This is a genomic window from Algibacter ulvanivorans, from assembly GCF_048381495.1.
Lineage (GTDB): Bacteria > Bacteroidota > Bacteroidia > Flavobacteriales > Flavobacteriaceae > Algibacter_B > Algibacter_B ulvanivorans.
Window position 1 is genome coordinate 53,497 of sequence record NZ_JBLWGD010000003.1, and the last position, 24,104, is coordinate 77,600.

General features: G+C 30.7%; 21 protein-coding genes and 1 tRNA gene. 16 read left to right on the plus strand and 6 right to left on the minus strand.

All coding sequences use genetic code 11. The features are described 5' to 3' along the window. Positions 1 to 64: 64 nt before the first annotated feature. Complete coding sequence (locus ACNG5D_RS08645; protein ID WP_472249518.1) at positions 65 to 4,435, minus strand: translocation/assembly module TamB domain-containing protein; 4,371 nt, start codon at positions 4,433 to 4,435, stop codon at positions 65 to 67. A gap of 183 nt (positions 4,436 to 4,618) precedes the next feature. On the opposite strand from ACNG5D_RS08645, the gene tsaD reads away from it, so the two are divergent. The 8 genes from tsaD to ACNG5D_RS08685 all read left to right on the plus strand — a co-directional run bounded on the left by tsaD (position 4,619) and on the right by ACNG5D_RS08685 (position 10,913). Continuing rightward, the gene (gene tsaD / locus ACNG5D_RS08650; protein WP_418183116.1) at positions 4,619 to 5,641 is read left to right on the plus strand and encodes a tRNA (adenosine(37)-N6)-threonylcarbamoyltransferase complex transferase subunit TsaD; all 1,023 of its coding nucleotides are present in this window, start codon (positions 4,619 to 4,621) and stop codon (positions 5,639 to 5,641) included. Positions 5,642 to 5,754: 113 nt separating this feature from the next. After that, the gene (locus tag ACNG5D_RS08655; protein WP_418183117.1) at positions 5,755 to 6,390 is read left to right on the plus strand and encodes a peptidylprolyl isomerase; all 636 of its coding nucleotides are present in this window, start codon (positions 5,755 to 5,757) and stop codon (positions 6,388 to 6,390) included. Next, positions 6,391 to 7,095, plus strand: coding sequence for a 16S rRNA (uracil(1498)-N(3))-methyltransferase (locus ACNG5D_RS08660; protein ID WP_418183118.1), 705 nt, complete (start codon positions 6,391 to 6,393; stop codon positions 7,093 to 7,095). Positions 7,096 to 7,100: 5 nt separating this feature from the next. Further along, positions 7,101 to 7,742 carry a DUF4159 domain-containing protein gene (locus ACNG5D_RS08665; protein WP_418183119.1) on the plus strand — a complete coding sequence of 214 codons (642 nt, stop codon included), beginning with the start codon at positions 7,101 to 7,103 and terminating at the stop codon, positions 7,740 to 7,742. Between the two features lie 12 nt (positions 7,743 to 7,754). Continuing rightward, a complete protein-coding gene (locus ACNG5D_RS08670; RefSeq protein WP_418183120.1) occupies positions 7,755 to 8,255 on the plus strand; it encodes a TrmH family RNA methyltransferase in 501 nt (166 codons plus the stop codon). A 22-nt stretch (positions 8,256 to 8,277) separates the two neighbouring features. After that, positions 8,278 to 9,366, plus strand: a complete 1,089-nt coding sequence (locus ACNG5D_RS08675) for an AI-2E family transporter (protein ID WP_418183121.1) — start codon at positions 8,278 to 8,280, stop codon at positions 9,364 to 9,366. 8 nt (positions 9,367 to 9,374) lie between these two features. After that, positions 9,375 to 10,553: a class I SAM-dependent methyltransferase gene (locus ACNG5D_RS08680; protein WP_418183122.1), complete on the plus strand. Its 1,179-nt coding sequence runs from the start codon at positions 9,375 to 9,377 to the stop codon at positions 10,551 to 10,553. A gap of 3 nt (positions 10,554 to 10,556) precedes the next feature. Further along, positions 10,557 to 10,913 (plus strand): hypothetical protein, encoded by a 357-nt coding sequence (locus ACNG5D_RS08685; RefSeq protein ID WP_418183123.1) that lies wholly within the window; start codon positions 10,557 to 10,559, stop codon positions 10,911 to 10,913. Here the strand turns inward: ACNG5D_RS08685 and ACNG5D_RS08690 are convergent. Both ACNG5D_RS08690 and ACNG5D_RS08695 read right to left on the minus strand, forming a co-directional pair. Then, positions 10,910 to 11,368: an RNA methyltransferase gene (locus ACNG5D_RS08690; RefSeq protein WP_418183124.1), complete on the minus strand. Its 459-nt coding sequence runs from the start codon at positions 11,366 to 11,368 to the stop codon at positions 10,910 to 10,912. The genes ACNG5D_RS08685 and ACNG5D_RS08690 overlap by 4 nt on opposite strands. Positions 11,369 to 11,440: 72 nt before the next feature. Next, positions 11,441 to 11,514 (minus strand) — tRNA-Arg (locus ACNG5D_RS08695). 237 nt (positions 11,515 to 11,751) lie between these two features. Here ACNG5D_RS08695 and ACNG5D_RS08700 point away from each other — a divergent pair. After that, a complete protein-coding gene (locus tag ACNG5D_RS08700) occupies positions 11,752 to 12,141 on the plus strand; it encodes an acyl-CoA thioesterase (RefSeq protein WP_418183125.1) in 390 nt (129 codons plus the stop codon). Between the two features lie 67 nt (positions 12,142 to 12,208). After that, on the plus strand, positions 12,209 to 13,777 hold the full coding sequence (locus ACNG5D_RS08705; protein ID WP_418183126.1) for a hypothetical protein: 1,569 nt from the start codon (positions 12,209 to 12,211) through the stop codon (positions 13,775 to 13,777). Between the two features lie 108 nt (positions 13,778 to 13,885). Here the strand turns inward: ACNG5D_RS08705 and glyA are convergent, their stop codons facing one another. Beyond that, positions 13,886 to 15,157: a serine hydroxymethyltransferase gene (glyA, locus tag ACNG5D_RS08710; protein WP_418183127.1), complete on the minus strand. Its 1,272-nt coding sequence runs from the start codon at positions 15,155 to 15,157 to the stop codon at positions 13,886 to 13,888. Positions 15,158 to 15,357: 200 nt separating this feature from the next. On the opposite strand from glyA, the gene fahA reads away from it, so the two are divergent. Together fahA and ACNG5D_RS08720 are read left to right on the plus strand one after the other, a co-directional pair. After that, on the plus strand, positions 15,358 to 16,638 hold the full coding sequence (gene fahA / locus ACNG5D_RS08715) for a fumarylacetoacetase (protein ID WP_418183128.1): 1,281 nt from the start codon (positions 15,358 to 15,360) through the stop codon (positions 16,636 to 16,638). Positions 16,639 to 16,742: 104 nt separating this feature from the next. Continuing rightward, positions 16,743 to 17,921 carry a hypothetical protein gene (locus ACNG5D_RS08720; protein ID WP_418183129.1) on the plus strand — a complete coding sequence of 393 codons (1,179 nt, stop codon included), beginning with the start codon at positions 16,743 to 16,745 and terminating at the stop codon, positions 17,919 to 17,921. A 43-nt stretch (positions 17,922 to 17,964) separates the two neighbouring features. Here ACNG5D_RS08720 and ACNG5D_RS08725 read toward each other — a convergent pair whose 3' ends face one another. Both ACNG5D_RS08725 and ytxJ read right to left on the minus strand, forming a co-directional pair. Beyond that, positions 17,965 to 18,549: an HPP family protein gene (locus ACNG5D_RS08725; protein WP_418183130.1), complete on the minus strand. Its 585-nt coding sequence runs from the start codon at positions 18,547 to 18,549 to the stop codon at positions 17,965 to 17,967. A 139-nt stretch (positions 18,550 to 18,688) separates the two neighbouring features. Next, positions 18,689 to 19,078, minus strand: a complete 390-nt coding sequence (ytxJ, locus tag ACNG5D_RS08730) for a bacillithiol system redox-active protein YtxJ (RefSeq protein ID WP_418183131.1) — start codon at positions 19,076 to 19,078, stop codon at positions 18,689 to 18,691. 156 nt (positions 19,079 to 19,234) lie between these two features. Between ytxJ and clpB the strand changes: the two genes are divergently transcribed. From clpB to deoC, 4 genes are all read left to right on the plus strand, one after another. Continuing rightward, positions 19,235 to 21,841, plus strand: coding sequence for an ATP-dependent chaperone ClpB (gene clpB / locus ACNG5D_RS08735; protein WP_418183132.1), 2,607 nt, complete (start codon positions 19,235 to 19,237; stop codon positions 21,839 to 21,841). Positions 21,842 to 22,001: 160 nt separating this feature from the next. Beyond that, positions 22,002 to 22,598: a TetR/AcrR family transcriptional regulator gene (locus ACNG5D_RS08740; protein ID WP_418183133.1), complete on the plus strand. Its 597-nt coding sequence runs from the start codon at positions 22,002 to 22,004 to the stop codon at positions 22,596 to 22,598. A gap of 54 nt (positions 22,599 to 22,652) precedes the next feature. After that, the gene (locus ACNG5D_RS08745) at positions 22,653 to 23,138 is read left to right on the plus strand and encodes an acyl-CoA thioesterase (protein WP_418183134.1); all 486 of its coding nucleotides are present in this window, start codon (positions 22,653 to 22,655) and stop codon (positions 23,136 to 23,138) included. Positions 23,139 to 23,359: 221 nt separating this feature from the next. Then, positions 23,360 to 24,103 (plus strand): deoxyribose-phosphate aldolase, encoded by a 744-nt coding sequence (gene deoC, locus ACNG5D_RS08750; RefSeq protein ID WP_418183135.1) that lies wholly within the window; start codon positions 23,360 to 23,362, stop codon positions 24,101 to 24,103. Position 24,104: the final 1 nt, after the last annotated feature.

Genomic DNA, 24,104 nt, shown 5'->3' on the forward strand with positions numbered 1-24,104 from the left:
AAACTAAAACGTTTTAGTTAATATTTAAAAAGGTAATGTTATGAAAAACAGACTAAAAAAGTGTTTATTTTTTTGAAGATGATTTAATTGAAATAAAATCTGGAAGTGCTTCTTCTTCGTTTTTTAATGTCTCTTCTGGAGCTTCTTTTTTATTTTCTGTATGGCTTTTAAAAAGTTTTTGAAGCAATTCTTTAAACGTATCAAAATCTACATTATAAGAAAGCCCAACACCTTGCGTATAACCTATGGGATCTCCAAAATTTCTAATACTATTTTCTCTATTAAAAACTTTTGCGGTAAGAGTGCCTTCTTCATTAAGTAAAAAATCTATTTCTACATCGCCAGCTATAACGGTTTCGGTTGCTCCACCAACAGGCACACCTACTTTTCCGTTAATTAAAACACGATCGCTAATTTGTGTTTGAAGGGTAACTCCAAAACGATCGTCGGTTTGGTAATCGGGTCTGTTTTGTCCTGCTTCATAATTTAAACCTACATTTACTTTGCTATCGCCAGAGGTAAATATACCGTTTATTATGCCATTTAAACGCTCTGCAATAGTACCCGAAAAATTGAGTTCGTTTATACCTCTTGAAAATGAACCGGTTGAAATTAAATATAAGGCTTGATCTTGCTTATTCTCTTCTGACTCTAAGCGGTATTGTAGCTCAGATTTTATGGTCGAGTTTACATTTGGAAACTCGAAACTAAAATTTGGATCTAATTGTTCTAAGTTTCCTTTTAAGCTTATATTTACTTCAACTGGAATGCTTCTGTTTATTGGGTTATCTAATAATGGTGATGGGTTTGTTTGTGTTTTATAGGTGGCCAACATATTAATTATAGGTTTTGCTGGTTCGCCTTCCCAAGCTATTGTTCCTCCTGGCTGAACTGTAAATGCTTTTTGAATTAAGCCACCGTAGGCAAAATTATAAACCCCTTCAAAAACCGAGAAATCGCCCCACATATCAAACTTTCCGTTGGTATTTATTTCAACTAATAAACCACCAACTCCACGACCTTTTAACGCATGTCCAGTTTCTTTATCTATAATTAGTTCTACTTCTGCATCTTCAGTAACATCTAAATCGAAATCAAGTGCTAGCCCTTGTATTTCTTCAATTATAAACTCTTCGCCTTTTTTTCTGGCTTCTTTTTCTTCTTTTGTTATGAAATGTATGTATGAATTATCGCCAAAAGATTCGGCATCTGTAAATGGTATTTTAAATACAGTACCTGGTTTTGTTTCTCCGGTAACACTAATTACCAATTGCTCTGTTGGACCAGATATACTTGCACGACCACCTATAAATCCTGTACCATAATATAAAGATTCTTCTGTTTCTTTGGTATCTAGCACTAATAAACGTGGCGTTGTAATATCTAAACCTAAACTCCAATTAGAAAAGTTTACATGACTTAACGTGCCGCTTAAAAAGCCTACAGAATTATATTTGGTATCTGTTAGCTTAATTCTATTAAAATTAAAACTTTGGTTTTGTAATGTTACAGAAGCATTGGTACTAAAATCGTAATCTACATTAAGATATGGAATTCCTAAGCCTCCGTTTTTAACTATTAAATCGCCGTTTATATTTGGCTTTTTAAGATTACCAACAACTTTAACATTTCCATTGGCTTCACCACGAATATTAGACAATATGCCATCTAACAATGGATTTAGTGGATATAAATTAAACGCATTAAAATCTAGAGCTACATTTATTGTAGAGTTTTTGCCTAAAACAGAAATATTGCCTTTTGCTGCAAACGATTTTGTAATGTCGTTTTTAATTGTTGCATCTACATTGTAATTGGTTAACGATTCGTTTCCTGTTATTGTAGCATCAAAAGAACCTAAAAGGAAATTATTCACTTTTAAATCATCAATTATAATAGTAGAGTTTGGAAGATAGCTTCCGTTTTTTTGTAAAATATCTAATTTACCATTTACATTTCCTGCTAAGGACAAACTATCAATATCTGGTGTTATTTTTGCTAAATCTACATTAGTAAAATTTAGCTTTATGTCTTTTTGGGTGGAATCTTTTATAAACCCAGAAAGTTTAATTTCTTCGTTGTTATGATTAACTTTAAATTTATCTATACTAAACTTAGTTAGTTTTTTATCGAACGATATTTTATGAAACTTATCTTGGGCTTCGTTAATTAACCATGTATTGTTTTTTATAGTAAAATTAGACTGTTTAAAGCCTATTACAGATTCGTTTTCGTTATTTATAGTATGGTAAAAACTTAAATTAAAAATGTCTTTATTGCGGTTACCTCCATTAAATTCTGAACGCATAAACAATGTATCGTTTACTGTTACGTTAATTAAATTAAATTTTGAAACGTTATAATATTTTGTATTTAAGCTATCTATTTCTACATATGTATTAAATAGTGGATTACTGTTATCTACTTGCAACTCTATATTATCGGCAAAGTTTTCAAGGTATTTAATTTGGGGCGATTTAAAGCTTAGTTTAAAGTTTTCTTCATCGCTTTCAACCCTACCACGAATAAAGGTATTCTTTCCTAATTCTACTTCTGGAAAAACAACTTCTACTATTTTATTATATATTTTAAAATTAAAATCGATGCTTTGGTTTGCTTGTACTTTATGCGGTATATAATTGGTGTATATATGGCCAATAGAATTTTCGAATAACTTTTTTAATTCTTTTAAAAAGAAACGACCTTTTAATTCGCCCTCAATAATATCTGGCGAGTTAAATTCTACAAAACGAATTTTGTTTTCGAATCTTGAATACACATTAAATTTATCGAAATAATATGTGTCGTTTTCGTTTTTGTAACTTGTTTTACTAAATGATATTTTTCCATAAGCATCGTCAAAACTACTACTATTCATGTTCATTTTAACTCTACTTTTAAAAATAGATATACTATCTTTTTTTATAAAATTTAAAGTATTTAAGTTTGCATAATCTACTATAGCCTCAAAATCGTACTTTCTTATAGTTTCAGAAAAATCTACCAAACCTGTAAAGTTTAGCTGTAGGTTTTTATCATTTACGTTTAAGTTACCATCAAAAATTCTATTTTGTATGTTTCCGGCTACTTTTATTTTTTTATAGTTGTAATTATTATAAACCAACTCGAAAATTTCGCCTTTTACTTGAGTATCTACTTTTTCGGTTGTAAACCCTTTTCCATCTACATTAACATCTAAAGAGGCTTCGCCAACATTGCTATCGTTTAAAAAGATTCCAAAATCGAATTGTTTAAATATTATATTTCCTTTGTAATCGGCATTATCTATGTCGTTTATTTTAGTAATTTCTAAATTAGAATCTACAAATCCAAGCTCGGTATCTATTTCAATATCTGCTAAAACTTTGGTTGATGTTACTTGAGAGTTTCCTGTTATAGTAAAATAGCCTAACCTATCGAAAGACGTTGGTATGGCCTCTCCTAAAACGTTAGGCAAAAGGGCTTTTAAATCTTTATAAGTTGATGATAAATTGCTAAAATTTCCATTCATATAAAAATCGTCATCAGCTTTACTAAATAAGTTTTTAAAATTTATATTCCCATAAACTCGTGTGTTGTAGTTTGAGTTTAACCTTAAATTTTTTGTTTGCAAATTGTTTAAAGTTCCAGTAAAATTGGCACTAAACTTGGCGTATTGGTTTTTACCAAATTCGTTATAGAATGTATTTAATTCATCTAACAATACATTTGATTCTTTAAAACTTGCATTTATTTGCACTTTATCTACAAAATATTGTAAATCTTCACGTTTGTAAGAAAACTTTAAGTTGCCTTTTAATACAGAGTTTGGTGTTTTTATTTGCAAATCTGCAAAAGTCATATCGGTTAATGTATAGGCAAAATTGGTCATTAAATTTTTAACCTCTACACCCCTACTATCTTTAAAAGCAAGTGTATTTATTCTTGTACTAACATCGCTACCATTAATTAAAAAATTTGTTGCATTAATATTTAAATCTTCAAAATGAAGCACTTTAGTTGTTTCTTTAGTTTCATCGGTTAGTTTAAAAATACTATTGTAAATAGATACATCGCTTGACGACAATAAAAAACTACTCTTCCCTGTTCTAGGGTTATCATCTTCAAACCTGTCTACAAAAACATCAAGGTTGGTTTGCGTTTCACCTTTATAAGTTTTTATATGAAATAATAGGTTTTCAATATCAATATCGCCAAAAACCAAATTGCCTTTATATAAATTTCTAAAACTTAATATAGAAGTATTTAATTCTTTAATACTAATTAGTGTATCTTTTTTATAATCTTCTATATAAATACTCTTTAATTCTACATCGCCATTAAACTGTAAGCTTACTCTATCTATATTTATGTTGGTTTTAAATTCCTGGTTTAGTTTTTTAGTTGCATATTTACCTAAACTTGTTTGAATAGCTGGAATAGAAAGCACTAACACCAATATGATGAATAGTAACAACAGAATTCCTGCTATTTTTGATAGTATTTTTAAAAATTTTTTGATGTCTTTAAACTTATAATTTTATTAAGAATAAACTATTTTTGCAATTACGAGTAAAAGTAATGTTTAAGATGTTTATTCGTTTTCAAAATTAACAATTATTGTGCCTAAAACTTATTAATGTCTTCACAAAATATTTACATTCTAGGAATTGAGTCTTCTTGCGATGATACAGCAGCCTCGATAATACATAACGGGCGTATTTTAAGCAATGTTGTAGCTAGCCAAAAAATACATGAAGAATATGGTGGAGTTGTGCCCGAGTTAGCCTCTAGGGCGCACCAACAAAACATTGTTCCTGTTGTGCATCAAGCTATTAAAAAGGCAGGAATTACAAAAGAGCAAATTAATGCTATTGCTTTTACTAGAGGCCCTGGATTAATGGGCAGCTTATTAGTTGGTACATCGTTTGCGAAATCTTTAGCTTATGGTTTAAATATCCCGTTAATTGATGTAAACCATATGCAAGGGCATATTTTAGCGCATTTTATTGATGAAGATGGGTTTGAAAAACCTCCGTTTCCTTTTTTAGCTATGACCATTTCTGGCGGACATACACAAATAGTTAAAGTAAATAATTACTTTGATATGACTGTAATAGGAGAAACTATTGATGATGCTGTTGGTGAAGCTTTTGATAAAAGCGGAAAAATTTTAGGTTTAAACTACCCTGCGGGTCCTGAAATTGATAAACGTGCAGCTTTAGGAAACCCAAAAGCATTTAAATTCACTAAGCCCAAAGTTGATGGTTTAAAGTTTAGTTTTTCTGGATTTAAAACTGCCGTACTCTATTTTATACAACGCGAGGTTAAAGCCAACCCAAATTTTATTGAAGAAAACCTTAATGATATCTGCGCCTCTATACAATACACCATAATTGGCATTTTAATAGATAAGCTAAAATTAGCCACTAAACAAACTGATATTAAACACATTGCTATTGGTGGCGGTGTTTCGGCAAATTCTGGCATACGCAAAGCTTTAAAAGATGGCGAACAAAAATTTGGGTGGACTACTTATATACCTAAATTTGAATTTACTACAGATAATGCTGCAATGATTGCCATTGTGGGGTATTTAAAATACCTTGAAGGCCATTTTGCAGAACAAAATGTCGCGGCCTCGGCACGATTAAAAATATAGATTTTTCAAACTTTGTAAAGTTATAAACAATCACTTCTTAAAAACTTATTTTAGCTTTACACATACACAATACTATTCCTTTTAAATTTGAATTTGAATAAAAACCTACACACATGTTAAAAAAAGTACTTATTTTATTATTAATTGCCTCGTCACCATTATTAACCGCTCAAACTTCAACTGAAAAGGAATTAGAAATTCTTGAAACCCCCGAACAAGCTAAAAGCTATTTAGAAACCAAAAAATCTAAAAAAAATAAACTTATTACCTTTAATGAGGTAAAACATAAAACAAAATTAGCTAAAGAGCTATTTAAACTTAGTGTTGGAGGTACAAAAGTTAATGATAGAGAGTTTGAAAAAACATACTATAAAGTTATTAATAAAAGTAAAAAAACATATTATAGAGTTGCATACATTTATCTAGATGGTTCTAAAAGCAGTTTAGAAAATATAAATGCCCTAAGAAAAAAAATAATAGCGCAATACCATAATGGAGCTCCTTTCGATTTTTTAGCCAAACAATACTCTATGGATAATAATGCTAATAAAGGCGGAGATTTAGGTTGGTTTTTAAAAGGCGAAATGCACCCAGATTTCGAGCACGAGATTATAAATTCTAACTACAGTTTAAACGATATTTTTACTGTTAACATACCATCTAAAAACTGGTATTACGTAGTTTTAAAAACACATAAGCCTAAAGCTATTTCTGAGATTGAAGTTTTAAAAATTGTAGAAACAAAATAAATGCAGCTTTTTTATAGCCCAAATATTACCCAAAACACCACGCAGTTCACTTTTAACAGAGAAGAAAGCAAACATATTATAAAAGTATTACGCAAAAACATTAACGATACTTTATACATTACAAATGGTAATGGCTGGTTATTTACAGCTCAAATTTTAGTACCAAACATTAATAAATGCACAGCAAACATTGTTTCTAAATCGTTTCAACCAAAACACGAATACCATTTGCATTTAGCTGTTGCTCCTACTAAAATGAACGACCGCTACGAATGGTTTCTAGAAAAAGCTACCGAAATTGGTATTGATAGTATTACACCCATAATATGCGACCATAGCGAACGTAAAGTAATTAAAACCGAACGTTTTGAGCGCATTTTGCAATCGGCCATGAAACAATCTTTAAGCTGTTATTTACCAAAACTTAATAAGGCTACAGCTTTCCACGATTTTATAAATCAAGACTTTAAAAGCAGCCTCTTTATAGCGCATTGCGAAAAAACCGATAAAAAATCTTTAAAACAGCAGCTACAACCCAAAAAAGTTATTACAATTTTAATTGGACCAGAAGGCGATTTTTCTGTTAAAGAAATAAACAAAGCCCTAGAAAACAATTTTATTCCTGTAACTTTGGGTAAAACAAGGTTACGTACAGAAACAGCTGCTATTGTAGCTTGCCATACAGTAGCCTTTATAAACGAGTAAATGGTATGAAACTTTTTTTTTCTTTTTGCATATATCTTTTAACTTTTACTGTTTTTGCGCAAGATTTAGCCATTTTAAAATATAAAGGCGGTGGCGATTGGTATAGTAACCCAACTGCTTTACCAAACCTAATTTCATTTTGTAATACCAATATAAACACCAAATTAAACACAAAACCACAAACTGTTGAAACTGGAAGTACAGATATTTTTCAGTTTCCTTTTATACACATGACAGGCCATGGACATGTGTTTTTTAGCGAAACCGATGCTGAAAATTTAAGGTTATACTTAAACTCTGGTGGCTTTTTGCATATTGATGATAATTATGGCATGGAGCCTTACATTACCAAAGAATTAAAAAAAATATTCCCCAATAAAGATTTAGTAGAATTACCAACAAACCACCCTATTTTTAATACGCCTTTTAAATTCCCAAACGGATTACCCAAAATACATGAACACGATGGTAAGCGTCCACAAGCTTTTGGACTTTTTAATGAAGATAGGCTAATATTACTTTTTACTTTTGAAAGTGATTTAGGCGATGGCTGGGAAGATGCAGAAGTGCATAACGACCCTATAATTGTAAGAGAAAAAGCGCTTAAAATGGGAGCCAATATTATTAAATATGCTTTTGAAAACTAAATTAATAACCAATTGCAACTAACACATTACAACACTAACTTTAAACAACAAACATTTCCTATAACACTTGTTTGCGATAATGTTACTAATGCGCCAAATATTGGTAGTTTATTTAGAATTGCTGATGCTTTTGGTATTGAAAAATTAATTCTTTGTGGAGAAAATATTCAGATAGGAAGAAGAATGGCAAAAACATCTAGAGCTACAGAAAAAGTTGTGAATTACGAAATACAAGATAGTGCTTCAACTGTTATTGAATCATTAAAACACAACAACTATCAAATTATCGCTTTAGAAATTACAAATTCTAGTAAACCCATACATAATATTCAATTTTCAAAAACAAAACCTATTGCGTTAGTTATTGGCGATGAAAATTTTGGAATAAACCAGCATATACTAAAAGCTTCTAACCAAACAATTCATATTAACATGTATGGGCAAAATAGTAGTATGAATGTGGTACAAGCAGCCAACATTGCTTTATACGAAATAACAAAACAACTTTTGTAAACAGTTTTATATCTTTACTATTATGAATTCAAACACTATTACTAACGGTATTTTAAAAGCTGTTGGAATTATATTAGGCATAGCATTATTACTTTTTTTCTTATACCAAATTCAATCTGTAATAGGCTATATAGCCATTGCAGCAGTAATATCGTTAATAGGCAGACCTATTGTTTTATTTTTAGAACATAAACTAAAGTTTAAAAACACCATTGCTGTTATTGTAAGTATGGCACTCTTGCTAAGTATTTTTATTGGTTTAATGTGGTTGTTTATTCCGTTAGTTATTAAGCAAGGACAAAATTTATCTTTATTAAATATTGAAGAGCTTCAAACAAATATTGAAAATTTATACAACGAAATTGTAACCTATTTCGATTTACATAAAATAGATGTAGAACAGTCTTTAAAAGAATCTAACTTAATTTCTAAAATAGATTTTTCGCTAATTCCTAATTTTTTAAACTCGGTAATAAGTGGCTTAGGAAGCTTTAGCATTGGTTTGTTTTCTGTTTTATTTATATCCTTTTTCTTTTTAAAAGATAGTAGATTGTTTGAAAACGGAATTTTAACGTTTATACCAGACAATAAAGAGTCGCGCTGGAAAACATCATCAACAAAAATTAAAGACTTACTTTCTAGATATTTTGTTGGTCTTATTTTTCAAATTTTAATTCTATTTATAATATACATGATCGGGTTACTTATTATAGGAGTAGAAAACGCTGTTGTAATTGCTTTTCTATGCGCGTTATTAAACCTAATACCTTATGTTGGCCCATTAGTTGGTGCTTTTTTAATGCTAACTCTAACCATGACAAGCAACCTCGGCGAATCTTTTAGCAACGTTATTTTACCTAAAACATTTTGGGTTTTTATTGTATTTTTAATAGGGCAATTGGTAGATAATTTTGGAAGTCAGCCCATCATTTTCTCAAAAAGTGTAAAATCGCATCCGCTAGAAATATTTTTAATTATTTTAATTACTGGTATATTGTTTGGTGTTATTGGATTAATTATTGCCGTACCTGCTTATACTGCTATAAAAGTTATTTTAAAAGCCTTTTTATCTGAAAATAAAATTGTTAAAAAACTAACACAAAATCTTTAAGTATAAATTTGAATAAACATATTTTAAATACTGGTGTACAGGATTTTATAATAAAAAATGAGAATTCTTCAATAAGTAGTTTAATACTTAAAGGCACAAATTTTATTAATGTAGATACCAAAGATATAATCGAACAAATTGAAGCTAAAAAAAGAAGTAAATCTAAACTTTCAACATGGTATAATACGGCCAATATTTACTATCCTAATAAATTAAATATAGAACAATCATCGTCTGAAACTACTGCAAAATATAAAGCAGATTTAATAAACGGCAATTCTATTATAGACGTAACAGGCGGTTTTGGTGTAGACTGTTTTTACTTTTCAAAACAATTTAAAACTGTAACACATTGCGAAATTAATAGTTCGTTATCTGAAATTGTAAAACATAATTTTAATCAATTAAATGCTAAAAATATTACAACCATTAAAACTGATGGTATAGAATATTTAAAACAAATAAATAATATTTTTGATTGGATTTACATAGACCCATCAAGACGGCATGATAGCAAAGGCAAAGTTTTCTTTTTAAAAGATTGCTTACCAAATGTACCAGAATGTTTAGATCTGCTATTTACGCGCTCTAAAAACATAATGATTAAAACATCGCCTTTACTAGATTTATCGGTTGGAATTAACGAATTAAAACATGTAAAAGCAATTCATGTTGTAGCGGTAAATAACGAAGTAAAAGAACTGTTATGGGTTTTAGAGCGAGATTTTAGTAATTCCATTTCTATTAAAACAGTTAATATAAAAAAAGAAAGCAGCCTACATTTTATATTTAATTTAAACGACGAAAAATTAACCACGCCAAAATATAGCCACCCACTAACCTATCTATACGAGCCCAATGCTGCTATCTTAAAAGCCGGAGCTTTTAATCAAGTTACTAAACAATTACAAATTTTTAAGCTACATAAACATTCGCATTTATATACAAGCAATAATAGTATAGATTTTCCCGGAAGAGTTTTTAAAATAGAACAAATAATACCTTATAATAAAAAAGCTATAAAAAGCTTAGCTACAAACAAAGCCAATATAACCACTAGAAATTTCCCTGAAAAGGTGCAACAACTAAGAAAAAAGTTTAAAATAAAAGATGGCGGAGATTTATACATGTTTTTTACAACAGATATAGATAACCAGAAAATAGTTATATTAACTAAGAAGCTATAAGTTATGACTCCTCAAGAACTTGTTGGCCAATACACCATAATAGGCAGTAACCAAAATGCAGACAAAAACACTTACAAAGGCATATTAACCTTAACCTTAAACGATTATAACCGAATTATAGCAAAATGGTTAATAAACGGAACTCAAGAACAATTTGGGACTGGCTTTTTTAAAAACAACATACTTGTTATTAACTTTAATTACAAAAACGAAAACATAATTTATAAAGGTGTAGCGGTTTACAAATGTATAACAAAAGATGTTCTAGATGGATTTTGGTCTGAAAAACACGGCGATCCAAATTACATAGGTGAAGAAAGGTGTTTTAGAATTAATACCAATAAAACACTTTTAAACTAAGACCTAGGTTTATTTACACCTCTATCGTAAAGTACAATACTGCCCGCTACAGCCACATTTAAACTTAATTTAGACTTAAATTTAACCAAAAAATGTGCCTTTTCTATGGCTTGCTTAGACAAACCATGATCTTCTGCACCTAATAAATACACACAGCGTCTAGGATGATTAAAGGTTTCTAGAGCCTCTGCTTCTTCCGTAAGCTCTACAGCTACCAACCTAGCCCCTTTAGGTAAATTATTAAAAAAATCATCAAAATTATTATAATGAAAATATGGCATTGCTTTAACGGCATCGTGCGTATCACATGCTTGTTTAGCATACCTATTACCAATGGTAAAAATAAAGCTAGCTCCTAAATTTTGTGCCGTTCGCCATAATACACCTAAATTTTCTGGTGTTTTACCGTTTTGAATACCTATTCCAAAAAATTCATTTTTAAAATTATCACTCATAATTGTATGTGTTAAAAAGCTACAAACATGTACAAAACAAAAAAGCTTCACTAATAAAAGTGAAGCTTTTTGTGAGCCCTGAAGGATTCGAACCTTCGACCGCCTCCTTAGAAGGGAGGTGCTCTATCCAGCTGAGCTAAGAGCCCTCAAAGAAATTATTTCTAATTTCTGGTGTGCAAATATAAAATTAACTATATATCTAACCAAAAGAAATGTTTATAATTTTATTCAAAAAAAAATAAATTATATAATTAATTGGTTTTTAATTTTATAGCTTAATTTATTTCTTAAATATCGAGTTTATAAAACCCAAATTGGTTATAAATTTAAAAATAACGCCGTTTAAATAACGTACTTTTACCCTAACAAAAGCCTATTTTATAATGAGCATTTATAATACCACTATAAAAGTAACAAAAAAACATATTGACGATTTAAACCATGTTAACAATGTACATTATGTACAATGGGTACAAGATATAGCTAAAGCACATTGGCAATCTAAGGCTTCTAATAGTTTACAGCATAAATATGGTTGGTTTTTAATATCTCATTACATTGAATACAAAAGTGCAGCTTTTTTAAATGATACCATACGCTTAAAAACCTACATTGATAAAGCAGAGGGTGTTACTTATACTCGTATTGTTGAAATGTATAATGCCAACTCGAACAAGTTACTAACAAAATCTGAAACTAAATGGTGTTTAATAAACTTAAAAACCGAAAAACCATGTAGAATTCCAGAAGAAATCATCAATTTATTTGATTAAAACATAACTATAATACTAAATCATAATTTCAAAAGTTATATTTTTAGCTTTTAAATTCAAGCTTTTAATGAAACGTTACCTTTATTTTATAATTACCCTTGCTTTTTTAATGCTTTGGAGCTCTTGTCGTAAAGATTTTGAATTCTCTCCAAGCACAGGAAACCTTCAATTTTCAAAAGATACTGTATACCTAGATACCGTTTTTACCAACATAGGCTCTAGTACTTACAATTTAAAAGTATATAATAAAAGTGATAATGATATTTCTATCCCATCTGTTCAACTTGCCCTAGGCGAAACTTCAAATTACAGGTTAAGTGTAGATGGTATAGCCGGTAAAAGTTTTACAAATATTGAAATTTTAGCCAACGACAGCCTATTTATTTTTGTTGAGTCGACTATAGATATTAACAATTTTCCTAATCCAAATGGTACCTATTTATATACAGACCAAATAGAGTTTGATGCTGGATCTAAACTTCAAAAAGTAGAATTAGTAACATTAGTACAAGATGCTGTTTTTATTTATCCAGATAGAGATAACACCACAAAGGTTATTGAAACTTTAACTTTAGACATAGGTGGCGAGTTAGTAGAATCCGATTTGCAAGGACGCGAGTTATTACCAACCGAACTTACCTTTACTAACGAAAAACCTTATGTTATTTATGGTTTTGCTACAGTACCAACAGGAGAAATTTTAACCATTAACGCTGGTGCTCGATTACATTTTCACGACAACTCTGGCATTATCGTTTCTAACGGCGCTTCAATTAATGTAAATGGCACTTTTAGTAACGACCAAGAACGACTTGAAAACGAAGTTATTTTTGAAGGCGACAGGTTAGAGCCTAATTTCTCTAATATCCCTGGGCAATGGGGCACTATTTGGCTGTTAGATGGCAGCATTAACAATACAATAAATTACGCCACCATAAAAAACTCGACCATAGGTATACTATCGGACGGGAACTCTACAGAAACTAATAATAAACTAACCATAACAAACTCGCAAATTTATAACTCAAGTAGCTTTGGCATACTAGGAAGAAACACATCTGTGTTAGGAGAAAATGTAGTTATTAATAACTCTGGCCTATCATCGTTTGCAGGAACTTTAGGCGGAAAATACAACTTTACACACTCTACAATTGTAAATTATTGGAATGATGGGTTTAGGCAATTTCCAGCAGTTTTATTAAACAATTTTGTCTTAGATGAAGACAACAATGCTACTATAGCCAATTTAACCGAAGCTAACTTTAATAATTGCATTATTTACGGAAATGATAATCCTGAAATTTTATTAGATGAAATTGAAGACGAATTGGTTGTTTTTAATTTTAAGTTTACAAATTGCTTAATTCGTTTTAATGATAATAGTAATAGTTTTACTGGTGCAAATTATAATTTTGATGATACTACAAAATACGAGGGTAATATTTTTAACCAAGACCCCAATTTTAAGAATACAGATTTAAACGCTTTAATTATAGGAGAAGAATCTGCAGCAAATGGGCAAGGTGCATCAACTTTTGCTACACAAGTTCCTTTTGATATTTTAAACGTAAACAGAACTACAGTAACAGATATTGGCGCTTACCAACATATTACCTTCTCTGAAGATGATAATTAAAGCTTATTTACTATAATAAATAACGTAACTATTAAACCCATCTATTTAAAACAAAAAAATCCTGCTAAATGTTAGCAGGATTCTTTTTTATTAACACTTGATAAAAGCTTAAACGAATAGAGGTTTATCCTTCATCATCGCATTTACTTTTGTTTTTACAGTTTCTAGCGCCGCTTCATCTTCAAAGTTAGTAATTACTTCATCAATTAAGCTTACAATAGCGTCCATATCTGTTTCTTTTAATCCTCGCGTTGTTATAGCTGCTGTACCCAAACGAATTCCAGAGGTAACAAACGGCGATTTATCATCAAACGGTACCATATTTTTGTTTACCGTAATATCAGCTTTTACTAAAGCTTGCTCGGCTTCTTTACCAGATATATTTTTGTTTCTTAAATCAATTAACATACAATGGTTATCTGTACCGTTAGAAATAATGTTATAGTTTTTAGCAACTAAAGCTTTAGCCATTGCTGCTGCATTAGCTTTTACTTGTAGCTGATAATGTAAAAAATTATCTGTTAAGGCCTCACCAAAAGCAATAGCTTTTGCAGCAATAATATGCTCTAACGGCCCACCTTGGTTTCCTGGAAAAACAGCAGAATCTAAAAGAGACGACATTTTACGTAAATTTCCGTTTTTAAGCGTAATTCCAAATGGATTATCAAAATCCTGCCCCATCATAATCATACCACCTCTTGGTCCTCTTAATGTTTTATGTGTTGTTGTAGTAACAATATGACAATGTGGTAACGGATCGTTTAAAATACCTTTGGCTATTAATCCAGCGGGGTGCGATATATCTGCTAACAAAATAGCCCCTACACTATCTGCAATGGCTCTAAAACGTTTAAAATCTATATCTCTAGAATAAGCCGAAGCTCCAGCAATAATAAGTTTTGGTTGCTCTTTTGTTGCTATCTCTTGTATTTTATCGTAATTTAAAACTCCTGTTGCTTCTTCTACACCATAAAATACTGGGTTGTATAACTTACCAGAAAAATTTACTGGCGAACCATGTGTTAAATGCCCTCCATGAGACAAATCGAAACCTAAAATTTTATCACCTGGTTTTAAACAAGCATGATAAACCGCTGTATTAGCTTGGCTTCCAGAGTGTGGTTGCACGTTTACGTAAGCAGCCCCAAATAAAGCTTTTGCTCTATCAATAGCTATTTGCTCAACTTCATCTACCACTTCGCAACCTCCATAATAACGCTTTCCTGGGTATCCTTCAGCATATTTATTAGTTAAAACAGAGCCTGCAGCTTCCATAACTTGGTTGCTTACAAAATTCTCTGATGCAATAAGTTCTATACCATGTAATTGGCGTTCTTTTTCAGCTTGAATAAGTTCAAAAATTTGTTCGTCGCGTTGCATATATTAGAGTTCTAGTTAAATAATGTGCAAAAATAGGAAATAGATTAGTTAATAGTATTAAAAAACACAGAATTACTTTTAAGTTTTCAACTATTTATTAACGATTAAAATTAACTCATTTTTTAGACTATTTTCTCTAAAAAAATAAAAAAAATGTGTAGGTTTGGTAAGAATTCAATAATCCTTAATAAAATATAGTTATGCCATTATCCGCTAACAATCCTGATAGAACTTCGTGGTTACACGTTGATAAAAATTCCGATTTCCCAATTCAAAACATTCCTTTTGGGGTATTTTTAACTCGCGACGATATTATTACCATTGGTACACGTATTGGAGACACAGCCATAGATTTAGGTGCTTTACACCAATTAGGCTACTTTGATGGTATACCACTTACCGATGATATTTTTTTACAAGATACGCTTAACGACTTTATTGCTGATGGCAGAAAAACATGGCGTGCCGTAAGAAACAGAATTTCTGAAATTTTTGATGCTAATAATGATACGTTAAAAAACAATACCAAACATAAAGAAACCATTTTGTTTCGCTTAGATGAAATTGAAATGCAACTTCCTGTTCAGGTTGGCGATTATACTGATTTTTACTCCAGCATAGAACATGCTACAAACGTAGGCACCATGTTTAGAGATCCAGACAATGCACTATTACCTAACTGGTTACACATTCCCGTAGGTTATCATGGTAGAAGCAGCTCTATAATTCCTTCTGGAATTCCTGTACACAGACCACAAGGGCAAACACTACCTAACGGAGCTTCAGAACCTGTTTTTGGCCCTAGTAAATTAGTAGATTTTGAATTAGAAATGGCTTTTATTACTACTGATGCTAACGATTTAGGAGAACCTATACCAATTGAAGAAGCCGAAGAATATATATTTGGATTGGTATTATTAAATGATTGGAGTGCTAGAGATATTCAAAAATGGGAGTACGTTCCTTTAGGGCCGTTTTTAGCAAAAAACTTTGCCTCATCAATCTCTCCTTGGATTGTTACTCTAGATGCTCTAGAACCTTATAGAGTAGAAAGCCCAAAACCACTAAAAAAGCAATTAGACTATCTTAAATATAAAGGCAAAAAAAGTTACGATATTAATTTAGAAGTAGCCATACAACCACAAGATGCTAAAGAGAATGTAGTTAGCAAATCTAACTTTAAATACATGTATTGGAATATGGCACAACAATTAGCACATCATACCATTAACGGTTGTCCAGTAAACTCTGGCGATATGATGGGGAGCGGAACCATATCGGGCCCAACAGAAAACAGTTATGGCTCTATGCTAGAACTAACTTGGCGAGGAGAAAAACCTTTAAAACTAAAAGACGGTACAGAGCGTAAATTTATAAACGATAACGATACTGTAATTATGAGAGGCTATTGCGAAAAAGACGGCACTCGTATAGGTTTTGGGCAAGTATCTACAAAACTGCTTCCTGTTTACAAAAAATAACATTTTAACATAATCCTAAAAAACGCTCTTAAACTAATGTTTATGGGCGTTTTTAGTTTGGCATTATAATTGGTTAACTCATAAAATAACCAATTTATAACATCATGAAGAAACTACTACTTTTATCAATTATAGCTATATTTATAGTTTCATGCAATACAAGAAAAGAAGTTGAAAAAGCTGTTAATTCTGGAAACTATGATCAAGCAATTACTACTGCTTTAAAAAAACTAGAAACTAACAAAAACAAAAAACGCAAATACGATTACGTTTTAATGCTTCAAGATGCTTATTACAAAGTTGTTGAGCGTGATTTAAGCATTATTTCGCATCTTAAAAAAGATAACAACCCAGAAACCTATAAAACCATTTTCGAACTGTATTTAGACTTAAATGCCAGACAAAATGCAATTAAACCTATTTTACCTTTATATATTAATGGTAAAAAAATACATTTTAATTTTAACAATTATAGTGATAATATAATCGCTGCAAAAGAAAATGTGTCTAACTACATGTATGAAAAAGGACTAAATCTGTTAGAGTCCGATAACAAAATAGATATTAGAAATGCTTACGACACCTTAAGCTATTTAGAGCGTATTAATCCTAATTATGAAAACACTAGAGAATTATTAAACGAAGCGCATCAACGGGGTAAAAATTACATTATAGTTTCAATAAACAACCAAACAAATCAAATTATTCCTAATCGTTTAGAAACCGATTTACTAAACTTTAACACCTATGGCTTAAATAAATTTTGGAGCGAATATCACACAAATCCTATTGAAGATTTCACTTACGACTATGCTATGAATTTAGATCTAAAACGCATAAATATTTCTCCAGAACGCATTAATAAACGTGAGTTTATAAGAGAACAAGACATTGTAGATGGGCATGAATATAAAAAAGACAAACAAGGCAATGCCATAAAAGATAGCTTAGGTAATTACATAAAAATTGATAAAATAGTAAAAGTAAAGGCCAGACTTATGGAAACTGTACAAACAAAATCGGCTCAAGTTATAGGCCATGTTGCTTATATCGATTTAACTTCAAACCAAACACTAGACCAATTTCCAATAGATAGTGAGTTTATTTTTGAAGCCGCTTATGCAAGATACAGAGGAGACAAACGCGCTTTAAACAAAAACGATTTAGAACTTATAAACAACAAGCGTATGCCATTTCCTAGTAACGAACAAATGGTTTATGATACTGGCGAAGATTTAAAAATACAACTTAAAAACATTATAAATTCTTATGTTATTAGGTAATAAATAGATTTTTAAATACAGGCATTTTTCTAAAAAAAACAACTTACCGCCTCTTCTTTTTTAAAAATCTAGTAAACGTTCTATTAGTAGGGTAAGCTCTATTTTTAGTTATATTATTAAAAATTAACCCTATAAAAAAAAGAATAAGTGTACCTGTTAAAACCGGAGATAAAACGTATAAATATCCTAAATCTTTAATTTTATCGCTACCAATTATAGCTATTAATGCTGTAGCTCCGCCAGGCGGATGCAATGTTTTGGTTACTTGCATTAAAACAATAGAAAAAGAAACTGCCAATGGCGCTGTAAACCATATTACATCTGGAAAAATTTTGTAAACTGTTACGCCTACTAATGCAGAAAGTATATGGCCACCTATTAAATTTCTTGGTTGAGATAGTGGGCTTTGTATAGCACCATAAATAAGTACGCTAGAAGCACCAAACGAACCTATTAAAAAAATACTTTCGGCTTTCGTTAAAAAAAAAGATTGCGTTAATGCAATTAACCCAATACCCACAAATGCGCTAATAAATGCCCAAATGTTTTCTTTATAATCAACCAAAGTTTCTCTATAAATAACATATTTAGAAACCCTAATAGTTCTTTCAATTTTTCTTTTAAGCATGTTTTTTTTATTAAATATGCCTGTATAGTATTTATTTACATACAGTTATTACAGTATATTTTAAAAAGCAAAACTAAATATTTCATATTGTAATCCAATACAAAACCTATTAAACTATTTTAAAACAGCTTATAAAAAATTATATAAACTTATTTAAGTCTACCTCATTAATAGCTCCATGAGAAGCATGCGCTAATACTACCCCATTTTTAATTACTAAAATTTGAGGCGATTCATGCATTATTTGATACTTATAACCTACCTCGTTTGAAACCTCTCTAAAATTTAACAAATCTAAATAATACAAATCCAATTGATCTTCATTTAAATGATAAGCTTCAATAAATTGATTCATTACCATTCTACTAATACCACAACGTGTAGAATGTTTAAAAACCACCTGTAGCTTACTTTTCGATTTTTCATCAATAGCACTTAACTGTTTTAAATCGTTTAAAGCAATCCAAGGCAAAACCTTTTCTTCTTTTGGCTCTGATGAAGTACCAAATATTTTGTTTAATAATCCCATTTTCTTTATTTTATATAGATTAAGTCGAAAGCAATTTAAAATCTTACAAACCGACAAAAAGTCACTAACAACAAGGCTTAAACCGACATTTTGTCTTTCTAAATCAATTGGTAAGATTATTGACTTATAGCTTGTAAAGAAAATAAAAATAAAGTTATGAATTTAAATAATTATACCATAAAATCGCAAGAAGCCATACAGCAAGCGCAACAAATTGCACAGAGTTTCTCGCACCAACAAATAGAAAACGAACATATATTTAAAGGTGTTTTTGAAGTAGATGAAAACGTATTACCATTTATTTTAAAAAAACTAAACGTAAATGTTACTATATTAAAACAAGCCTTAAACAAACAATTAGAAAGTTTCTCTAAAGTTACAGGTAGCGAACTTATGTTATCTCGCGAGGCAGGAAAAACACTTAACGAAGCATCAATTATCGCAAAAAAGATGAAAGATGATTTTGTATCTATCGAGCATTTAATACTAGCCGTATTTAAATCTAATAGTAAAATATCTCAAATGCTAAAAGATCAAGGTGTAACCGAAAACCATTTAAAAGCAGCAATAAACGAGCTTAGAAAAGGTGAAAATGTTACATCACAAAATCAAGAGGAAACATATAATTCGTTAAACAAATATGCTAAAAATTTAAATCAATTAGCAAAAAACGGGAAGCTAGATCCCGTAATAGGACGCGATGAGGAAATTAGAAGAATACTCCAAATTTTATCTCGCAGAACAAAAAACAACCCCATTCTTGTAGGCGAACCTGGTACAGGTAAAACGGCTATTGCAGAAGGATTAGCACATAGAATTATTGATGGCGATATTCCAGAAAATTTAAAAGACAAACAAATTTTTGCCTTAGATATGGGTGCGCTAATTGCCGGCGCAAAATATAAAGGTGAGTTTGAAGAGCGCTTAAAAGCAGTTATAAAAGAAGTTACAACAAGTAATGGAGACATTGTACTTTTTATTGACGAAATACATACTCTTGTTGGTGCTGGCGGTGGCCAAGGCGCAATGGATGCAGCTAACATTTTAAAACCCGCACTAGCACGTGGCGAACTTCGTGCTATTGGTGCAACTACTTTAGATGAATACCAAAAATACTTTGAAAAAGATAAAGCTTTAGAACGCCGTTTTCAAAAAGTAATGGTTGACGAGCCAGATACAGAAAGTGCTATTTCAATACTTCGCGGAATTAAAGAAAAGTACGAAACACACCATAAAGTTCGTATAAAAGACGAAGCTATAATTGGCGCTGTAGAACTTTCTACACGGTATATAACAAATCGGTTTTTACCAGACAAAGCTATCGATTTAATGGATGAAGCTGCTTCAAAATTACGCATGGAAATTAATTCTAAACCAGAAGAATTAGATGTTTTGGATAGAAAAATTATGCAACTAGAAATTGAAATTGAAGCTATTAAACGCGAAAAAGACGAAACCAAATTAAAAACATTACGTTCAGATTTAGCTAATATTAAAGAACAACGTAACGAGATTAATGCCAAATGGAAATCTGAAAAAGAAGTTGTAGACAATATTCAAAACACAAAACAAGATATTGAAAACTACAAATTAGAAGCCGAAAAAGCAGAGCGTGAAGGCAATTATGGTAAAGTAGCAGAATTGCGTTACGGCAAAATTAAAGAAGCACAAGAACAACTTGAAGTTTTTCAAAAACAACTTCAAGCACAATCTGAAAATTCTTTAATTAAAGAAGAAGTAACTTATGATGACATTGCAGAAGTCGTAGCAAAATGGACAGGAATACCCGTAACAAAAATGCTACAAAGCGAACGTGAAAAACTATTAAAACTAGAAGGCGAATTACACAAACGTGTTGTTGGCCAAGAAGAAGCTATTGAAGCCGTAAGTGATGCTGTAAGACGAAGCCGAGCAGGTTTGCAAAACCCCAAAAAACCTATTGGAACCTTTCTATTTCTAGGAACAACTGGTGTTGGTAAAACCGAATTAGCTAAAGCCTTAGCAGAATATCTGTTTGATGACGAAAATGCTATGACACGTATTGATATGAGCGAATACCAAGAACGACATGCAGTAAGCAGATTAGTTGGAGCTCCTCCAGGATATGTTGGTTACGATGAAGGTGGACAATTAACCGAAGCCGTAAGACGCAAACCTTATTCGGTTGTACTTTTAGATGAAATTGAAAAAGCTCATCCAGACACATTTAATATTTTACTGCAAGTATTAGATGAAGGACATTTAACAGACAACAAAGGGCGTGTAGCCGATTTTAAAAATACTATTATTATCATGACCTCTAATATGGGAAGCCAAATAATACAAGAGCGTTTTGAAGCCACTAAAGATATAGACTCTGCAATTGAAGCAGCAAAAGTCGATGTATTAGGCTTACTTAAACAAACAGTACGTCCAGAATTTTTAAACAGAATAGACGATACCGTAATGTTTACACCCCTAAGCAAAGATAATATTGTACAAATTGTAAGTTTACAACTTAAAAGTGTAACCAAAATGATTGCGCAACAAGGCATAACATTTGATGCTACACCAGAAGCTATTACATATCTTGCAGACAAGGGATACAACCCAGAATATGGTGCCCGACCTGTAAAACGTGTTATCCAAAAAGAAGTTTTAAACGCTTTAAGTAAAGAAATATTAGCAGGAAAAGTTACAACCGACAGTATTATTTTACTAGATGCCTTTGATGATAAGTTAGTATTTAGAAACCAAGGCGATTTAGTTACTGAAGAATACTAAAATTTAACAACCTATATTGTAACATTTTAATTTACAAATAGTCTATTAAATGGTTGGTTAGTTAAAAAGCAACATGATTCTATTCTTTTTAGATGAATGTTGCTTTTTTTTAATTACAAAAAAATACCGATTGGTATTTTTTTATTATATTTGTTTAATTATGACAACAAAAGCCGAATTAACCTCGCAATACATAATAGAAACTGTAGCACCTATTTTCAATAAAAATGGCTATGCAGCAACAAGTATGCTAGATATAACTAAGGCAACGGGCTTAACAAAAGGAGCTATTTACGGAAACTTTAAAAACAAAGAAGAGTTAGCTTTTGCCTCATTTAAGTATATGGTTAAATCGTTAATGAAACCACTATCCATACATTTAGAACAAAGCCAATCTCCAATTAAAAAATTATTTTTAATCACAGATTTTTACAGTAATTATTACCCATTTAGCAAACAACTAGGTGGTTGTCCTGTATTAAATATTGGTGTTGATGCCAACAATAGCAATTCAGAATTACTAAATAAAGTAAGAGATACCATACAACGCATACAAGATAAGCTTTGCACAATAATAGAAAACGGTATAGAAGCTAAAGAAATTTCAACCGAAATTAATGCCATGCAGTATGCAAAACGCATAGATACCATGATACAAGGCGCAATATTTATGACATATACTATGAATGATGAGTATTACATGAAAGATACAATGAACCATATTAACCAAATAATAACAAACGAACTTAAATTATAATATTTTTTTAATCCATAATATACCAATTGGTATATTATAAAAAACAACATTTTAATGACACAGTTACAAAAAGTACTAGTAAGCAAAGCAAAAATTAGATTTCAAGATTGCGACCCTTTTAACCACTTAAACAATGGTAGTTATATAAATTATTTTATGAACCATCGGGAAGATGCCTTAATAGATAATTATAATCTAGATATTTATAAAAAAGCACAAAAAGAAGGTAAAAGTTGGGTGTCAAGCACAAATCAAATAGCTTATTTAAAACCTGCCTACCTAATGGAAACTGTGATAATAGAATCGCAACTAATAAAATTCGACACAAAAAATTTACTTGTAGAAATGCGTATGTATAACGAAAATAAAAACCAATTAAAATCGGTAATCTGGTGTGGCTTTGCACATTTTAATTTATTAACACAAAAAAGAGAAACTCACACCAAAAACTTAATGCAACTGTTTGAAAATGTGAACAAACCAGTAAATGCAAAAACTTTTGAAGCACGTATAAACGAACTTAAACTAAAGGTTGCATAAAAAAATATCATCCAAAACATAATTTTTTAACGTATATCTGGTTAATAAGTAATATAACTTACCGTTAATCTAAAATTAATGAATTTATATCGATTAATTCATTTTAAATTATAATTTAGCGTAAGTGTTTACCCTTAAAACACATAAAAATTAATAGCAATTTGGTTTTAATTTCTACCTCAAAAGATTAAAACTTAACACAAAAAACCTACTTAAAACACATGGATATTTCTAAATACATAGACTATACCCTATTAAAACCATCAACATCAGAACGTGAAATAATTGAATTATGCAATACCGCCATAGAAAACGATTTTTATAGTGTTTGTATAAGCAGTTGTTATGTCGCTTTAGCTAAACAATTGCTACAAGATTCTAACATAAAAGTATGTAGTGTGGTTGGCTTTCCATTAGGAAGCATGTCTACAGAAGCAAAAGTTTTTGAAGCCGAAAAAGCCATTGAAGATGGTGCAGACGAAATTGATATGGTTATTAACGTTGGCTATTTAAAAAGCAGAAATCATGTTTCTGTACTTAAAGATATTACCGATGTAAAATTAGCCATAGGAAGAACACCTTTAAAAGTAATTCTTGAAATTTCAGAATTAAATAAAAATGAAATTATTAAAGCTTCTGAAATATGCTTAGATGCCAAAGCCGATTTTATTAAAACCTCAACAGGATTTTCTAGTGGAGGCGCCACTTTAACCGCTGTTAAAATTATAAAGAAAACAATAAGAAACAAAGCTAAAATTAAGGCTTCTGGCGGAATTAGAGATTTTGAAACTGCCATAAAATATATTGATGCTGGTGCAGATAGAATAGGAACCTCTACAGCTATAAAAAGCACTAGTAACCATAGGCAAATAAGAAACACAAAAATTTATAAAGATTATATTGAAACTGTGCTTAATAACGAGTCGGTTTCAAATAATAAACCATCTGAAAAAGTAAGTAGTTAGC

Coding starts and splice junctions, on each gene's coding strand:
- clpB (WP_418183132.1), top strand. CDS start 19,235: ATGAATTTAAATAATTATACCATAAAATCGCAAGAAGCCATACAGCAA.
- deoC (WP_418183135.1), top strand. CDS start 23,360: ATGGATATTTCTAAATACATAGACTATACCCTATTAAAACCATCAACA.
- fahA (WP_418183128.1), top strand. CDS start 15,358: ATGCCATTATCCGCTAACAATCCTGATAGAACTTCGTGGTTACACGTT.
- ACNG5D_RS08665 (WP_418183119.1), top strand. CDS start 7,101: ATGAAACTTTTTTTTTCTTTTTGCATATATCTTTTAACTTTTACTGTT.
- ACNG5D_RS08745 (WP_418183134.1), top strand. CDS start 22,653: ATGACACAGTTACAAAAAGTACTAGTAAGCAAAGCAAAAATTAGATTT.
- ACNG5D_RS08705 (WP_418183126.1), top strand. CDS start 12,209: ATGAAACGTTACCTTTATTTTATAATTACCCTTGCTTTTTTAATGCTT.
- ACNG5D_RS08690 (WP_418183124.1), bottom strand. CDS start 11,368: ATGAGTGATAATTTTAAAAATGAATTTTTTGGAATAGGTATTCAAAAC.
- ACNG5D_RS08725 (WP_418183130.1), bottom strand. CDS start 18,549: ATGCTTAAAAGAAAAATTGAAAGAACTATTAGGGTTTCTAAATATGTT.
- ACNG5D_RS08740 (WP_418183133.1), top strand. CDS start 22,002: ATGACAACAAAAGCCGAATTAACCTCGCAATACATAATAGAAACTGTA.
- tsaD (WP_418183116.1), top strand. CDS start 4,619: ATGTCTTCACAAAATATTTACATTCTAGGAATTGAGTCTTCTTGCGAT.
- glyA (WP_418183127.1), bottom strand. CDS start 15,157: ATGCAACGCGACGAACAAATTTTTGAACTTATTCAAGCTGAAAAAGAA.
- ytxJ (WP_418183131.1), bottom strand. CDS start 19,078: ATGGGATTATTAAACAAAATATTTGGTACTTCATCAGAGCCAAAAGAA.
- ACNG5D_RS08660 (WP_418183118.1), top strand. CDS start 6,391: ATGCAGCTTTTTTATAGCCCAAATATTACCCAAAACACCACGCAGTTC.
- ACNG5D_RS08675 (WP_418183121.1), top strand. CDS start 8,278: ATGAATTCAAACACTATTACTAACGGTATTTTAAAAGCTGTTGGAATT.
- ACNG5D_RS08720 (WP_418183129.1), top strand. CDS start 16,743: ATGAAGAAACTACTACTTTTATCAATTATAGCTATATTTATAGTTTCA.
- ACNG5D_RS08685 (WP_418183123.1), top strand. CDS start 10,557: ATGACTCCTCAAGAACTTGTTGGCCAATACACCATAATAGGCAGTAAC.
- ACNG5D_RS08700 (WP_418183125.1), top strand. CDS start 11,752: ATGAGCATTTATAATACCACTATAAAAGTAACAAAAAAACATATTGAC.
- ACNG5D_RS08655 (WP_418183117.1), top strand. CDS start 5,755: ATGTTAAAAAAAGTACTTATTTTATTATTAATTGCCTCGTCACCATTA.